Annotated in this window: 5 protein-coding genes and 1 pseudogene; 5 read left to right on the top strand and 1 reads right to left on the bottom strand. The window is 39.9% G+C overall.

The window, feature by feature from the left end; genetic code table 11:
• Positions 1 to 29: 29 nt before the first annotated feature.
• Complete coding sequence (locus LC574_RS26845; RefSeq protein WP_229456693.1) at positions 30 to 1,055, bottom strand: multicopper oxidase domain-containing protein; 1,026 nt, start codon at positions 1,053 to 1,055, stop codon at positions 30 to 32.
• Between the two features lie 544 nt (positions 1,056 to 1,599).
• Between LC574_RS26845 and LC574_RS26850 the strand changes: the two genes are divergently transcribed.
• The 5 genes and pseudogenes from LC574_RS26850 to LC574_RS26870 form a co-directional block, all read left to right on the top strand.
• Entirely contained in the window at positions 1,600 to 2,385 is a 786-nt protein-coding gene (locus tag LC574_RS26850) for an energy-coupling factor ABC transporter permease (RefSeq protein ID WP_229456695.1), read from the top strand.
• Positions 2,372 to 2,674, top strand: coding sequence for an energy-coupling factor ABC transporter substrate-binding protein (locus LC574_RS26855; protein ID WP_229456696.1), 303 nt, complete (start codon positions 2,372 to 2,374; stop codon positions 2,672 to 2,674). Before LC574_RS26850 ends, LC574_RS26855 begins: the two co-directional genes overlap by 14 nt.
• Positions 2,671 to 3,483 (top strand): cobalt ECF transporter T component CbiQ, encoded by an 813-nt coding sequence (gene cbiQ / locus LC574_RS26860; RefSeq protein WP_229456698.1) that lies wholly within the window; start codon positions 2,671 to 2,673, stop codon positions 3,481 to 3,483. Before LC574_RS26855 ends, cbiQ begins: the two co-directional genes overlap by 4 nt.
• Positions 3,458 to 4,288 carry an energy-coupling factor ABC transporter ATP-binding protein gene (locus LC574_RS26865; RefSeq protein ID WP_229456700.1) on the top strand — a complete coding sequence of 277 codons (831 nt, stop codon included), beginning with the start codon at positions 3,458 to 3,460 and terminating at the stop codon, positions 4,286 to 4,288. The genes cbiQ and LC574_RS26865 overlap by 26 nt, the downstream gene beginning before the upstream one ends.
• Positions 4,289 to 4,439: 151 nt before the next feature.
• Positions 4,440 to 4,811, top strand: a pseudogene (locus LC574_RS26870) (hypothetical protein); the annotation flags it as partial.

Genomic DNA, 4,811 nt, shown 5'->3' on the forward strand with positions numbered 1-4,811 from the left:
GAATTAATTACGAATTACTAATAATATTGTCAGGACTTTTTAACAGAATTTTGAGAGTTGCTTTCAGCAAGTACTTCAAATTGACCCATGCAACCGTTTTCTGCGATCGCATCCTGATGGGGATGGAACATATACTTACCTGGGTAGCGAAAAGCAAATTCCAAGATGTGCCTTTCTGCTACACCCATCGTAATCACATCAGTTTTTTCGCTAGGAGTCATACTCATGCCATAGCGATAAACATCAAAGAAGTTGGCGTGGAGATGAAACGTCACCGCCGGTTCGTATTCAATGATGTTGAGGACATACAGCCGAATCAACTGATCTTTATAAATATGAATGGGATGATGCATGTAATAGTGAGGCAGACCGTTGAAGGCGTAATAATCATTATGGCTATCATCATTCACGTCATATCCACCCATCACTAGCACCATCTCATCAGCCGGGGGACGGGGAGTAGGTGGATCGATGATGAACATCCCATACAGTCCCTTGGCGATGTGGCGGGTGACTGGTTCAATATGGCAGTGGTATAAGTGAACGCCATAGGGTTCAGCATCAAATTCATAAATTGTGGCTTTCCCGTTGCTGATTGGGCGAACACCATCCATTTCTGCCGGATGAACGCCATGAAAATGTAAAGAGTGAGAATGTCCCGCATTGTTGAGAAATAGTACCCGGATGCGATCGCCCTGTTTTGCCCGTAGCGTTGGCCCTGGTATGCGACCGTTTAAATCCCAGATGTTGTAAGAGACAGCACTATTGAGCTTTATTATGGAAGTACCCGCAATTAACTGAAATTCCCGGATAGTCCGCCCATTTTCTTGCTTTACCGTCCCATAATCAAAATCCCTTAACATCCTTATCGGGTTAGTAACGTCGTCTGGTGCTGACCTCTCGAATGGTGGCACTTTGACGATTGACTTACTTTGTAGATGTAGCATCTGCCAAAGTCCAGCTGCACCAATCACTCCAGCACCTGCTAGTCCCACCTGCAATAATTGACGGCGGCTCCAAGGTTTTCCGTTACCTAGAGCGAAGTTGTTGGGCATGACATTTAGTTACGGTTAGCGCCAAAAAAGAATTGCAAAATATTTGCAATTGCTTCTAAATATTAGAGGAATTAATAATTATTGTCAATAATTTTATAGTGCTTCCAAACTGCTACTGAAGTTATTAAGTAGCTGGACAAAAATATTTACAGTCATTGCGTTCGCCCCTAGCGTTCCCGTTGGCGCAGCCTAAGAAGAGAAGGGTACGAAGTGAAGCAATCGCAGAGGTTGAGATTGCTTCATTCCGTTTCACTCCATTCGCAATGACATTGTGTAATTAATTTTGTCCGACTATTTAAATCTAGAGAAAAGAAGAATTTTTTCCTGAAAACTTTAGCCCAATTTTATTAAATATTACAGCATTTATACAATGACTTCTGTATAAATAAGGTTCAAAGACAACTAACTGTTTCATACCTATTCCTGATATGCTTGTTACCTTAGCAATACTTGAAGGACAAACAATCAGGATGAGAGGATATTTTAGAAGTAGGTTTTGGTCATGCTGAATGCAGCAAAGTGTAGTATTCGTAAGGTATAAATTATGTCTAAAATTACCCTTAAGTCAAAACGCGCATCACTCATCCTCATAGGGGTTCTGAGCTTTTATCTAGTTGTTGGAGCATCTGCGCCAGCCTATGCTATGCACATTATGGAAGGCTACTTACCAGGAAATTGGGCGCTTTTTTGGTGGATAGTAGCGTTACCATTTTTTGTTTTAGGATTGCGATCGCTAACTCGCATCACCCAAGCCAACCCGGAACTAAAATTACTCTTAGCATTGGCGGGAGCTTTTACCTTTGTGTTGTCGGCGTTAAAAATGCCCTCAGTCACGGGTAGTTGTTCCCATCCTACAGGTACTGGGTTAGGAGCAGTACTATTTGGGCCGTTAGCAATGTCAGTGTTGGGTAGTTTAGTTCTGTTATTTCAAGCGCTGCTACTAGCTCATGGCGGTTTGACGACATTGGGGGCAAATGCGTTTTCAATGGCGATCGCAGGCCCATTTGCCGCCTACTGGATATATCATTTGACGATGCGCCTAACTGGTAAGCAAAAAATAGCGATCTTTTTAGCCGCAGCCATAGCAGATTTACTCACATACATTATTACTTCTATCCAACTCGCCTTGGCTTTTCCCGCCCCAGTTGGTGGGTTTATTGCTTCATTCATCAAGTTTGCCGGGATTTTTGCAATTACTCAAGTTCCTCTAGCAATTAGCGAAGGGTTGCTGACTGTGCTGGTATGGAATTGGCTACAATCTTATACGCCTCAAGAATTGGAATTTTTAAAATTAATTCAACGGGAACCTCAACACAATGAAACAGTCTAAAAAGGGATTGAGTAATTGGCTTTTAATAGTAGCGGTGATTGCTTTAGCAGTTGTACCCTTAATATTTGTACGTGGTGGGGAATTTACAGGTTCAGATGCTCAAGCCGAAAAGGCGATTGGTGAAGTACACCCAGGATATCAACCCTGGTTTAAACCCCTGTTTGAACCCCCTAGTGGTGAAATAGAAAGTTTATTATTTTCTTCACAAGCGGCTTTGGGCGCTGGAGTTATTGGTTATGTCATTGGTTTATATAAGGGGCGTTCCCAGCAGCAAAGGAATAAGGAATGAGTCTGCAAATAAATACCCTTGCTTATACGAATCGATTGCGGTGGTTAGCACCGGAGCAGAAATTGGTGTTTGCGATCGCTCTGCTAATCATCGCTGCCTTTACTCATCCCTTAGTTCAAGTTTTGATTGCAGTTTGGATGAGTACTTGGACAATTATCTATGCAAGTATTCCTAGCAAAATTTATTTCAAACTAGTGTATGTTGCTAGTTTTTTTTGGTTGACAAGTTTACCAGCTTTAATCATCAATGGCGTAGATATTTCTCAATTACATTTAGTGCAAAAGGACTCAGTAATAGGATTGGATATTGGTTCATATTATCTGTATATCAGTGCTCACGGTCTTCAGCAGGGATTGACAATTTTCACACGAGCGATCGCCTCTCTTTCCTGCTTATATTTTATCATGTTAACTATCCCCTTTACCGAGCTTTTACAAGTCCTGCGTCGCGTGGGTTTTCCTGTGTTGCTAACCGACCTATTATTACTAATGTACCGCTTTATTTTCGTCCTATTAAACACAGCCGCAGAATTGTGGACTGCTCAACAATCTCGTGGTGGCTACTGCACTTTTAGCATTGGGATGAAAAGTTTAGCTTTGTTAATTGGACAATTACTCAAACGAACCCTAGAAAACTATCGTCAAGTATCCTTGACTTTGGCATCACGGGGCTTCAATGGAGAATTTAAAGTTTGGCATCCTCATCGCTACCATTTATCCAAGCGATATGCCATCGAAGCAATTTTAGGATGTGCGTCATTAATCGCCTTGGATTGGTACGATCATGCAACAATTTTTACTCGAATTTGAGCAATTACATTACACTTATCCAGGCGCACAACAATCAGCTTTGAATGGTTTAAATCTGAGGATTCCTTTTAACAAAAGATGTGCCTTAATTGGGCAAAATGGTTGTGGTAAAACCACATTGTTTTTATTAGCTAACGGTCTATATAAACCTTATAAAGGTAAAGTATCTTGGCAAGGAAAACCTCTGCAATATGACCGTCAATCACTGATGAAATTACGCCAACAAGTAGGGCTAGTTTTTCAAGATCCAGAGCAACAACTGGTAGCTTCTACTGTTGAAGAAGATATTTCTTACGGCTTGTGTAATTTAAGATTGCCAACAATAGAAATTAAACAGCGAGTTGAGCAAGCCTTAATAGAATTTGGACTTACCGAATTAGCTCAAAGACCAGTCCATCATCTTAGCTTAGGACAAAAAAAGCGAGTTTCCATAGCTGATGTTATGGTGCTAAAACCAGAACTCTTATTGTTAGATGAACCAACAGCCTATTTAGATAAGTTGCATACTCGTAACTTGATGACAACTCTAAAAAAGATTCATGCAGACGGTACAACTATACTTATGGCAACCCATGACCTTGATTTAGTTTATCGTTGGGCAGACTGGATATTTGTAATGGATAGGGGACAACTTGTGATGGAGGGAAAACCGCAAGATGTGTTTACCCAGCGTGAAGTTCTCGAAGATTTACAGCTAGGAGTGCCATTGATATATGAGATGCTATTTGCTGAGGGATCACCCGAAGAAGAACCAGTTTTAGAACGTTTGCGGCAAAGGATATTTAACTTATTCCGTTACTTTTAGTAAGGTAAATTTATTCAATATGAGAATCAAAAGCCAAATTAGACAATAGATTTGATATACACTTGTCAAATACAAAGTTGCTCGTATATCCTCTTGCGATCAAGCGGCTTCAGCCCTTATTACAATTACCACAGCAGAAATTAGATTTAAAGTGGGTAATATTATGTTTATATTTTTGCCTCTCATTTGTTTAATTACTATTTTTTTGTTAATTAATAAAAAACGTACCGATTGGCGTGAGTCGCTGATATTAGCATTTACTTACTGGGGAATTTTACTTACTGCAATCACCGAATTTTTAAGTCTTTTTAAATTAATTACTTTTGGCTGGATATTAGGAACTTGGGGATTGATATGTATCATATTAATTTATATATACTTTCGGCTAAATCACCAAATAATACCGACTTCAGAGCCAAGAAATTCTTCTCAAATAAAGAAAGATATTAAAATTAAACCCTTCGTAAATTTATTGTTATGTGGCATAGGTTTCGTTGTAGCGATAGTTGGATTAATTGCCATC

It is taken from the genome of Nostoc sp. CHAB 5715 (genome assembly GCF_020829685.1).
Classification (GTDB): Bacteria; Cyanobacteriota; Cyanobacteriia; order Cyanobacteriales; family Nostocaceae; genus Nostoc.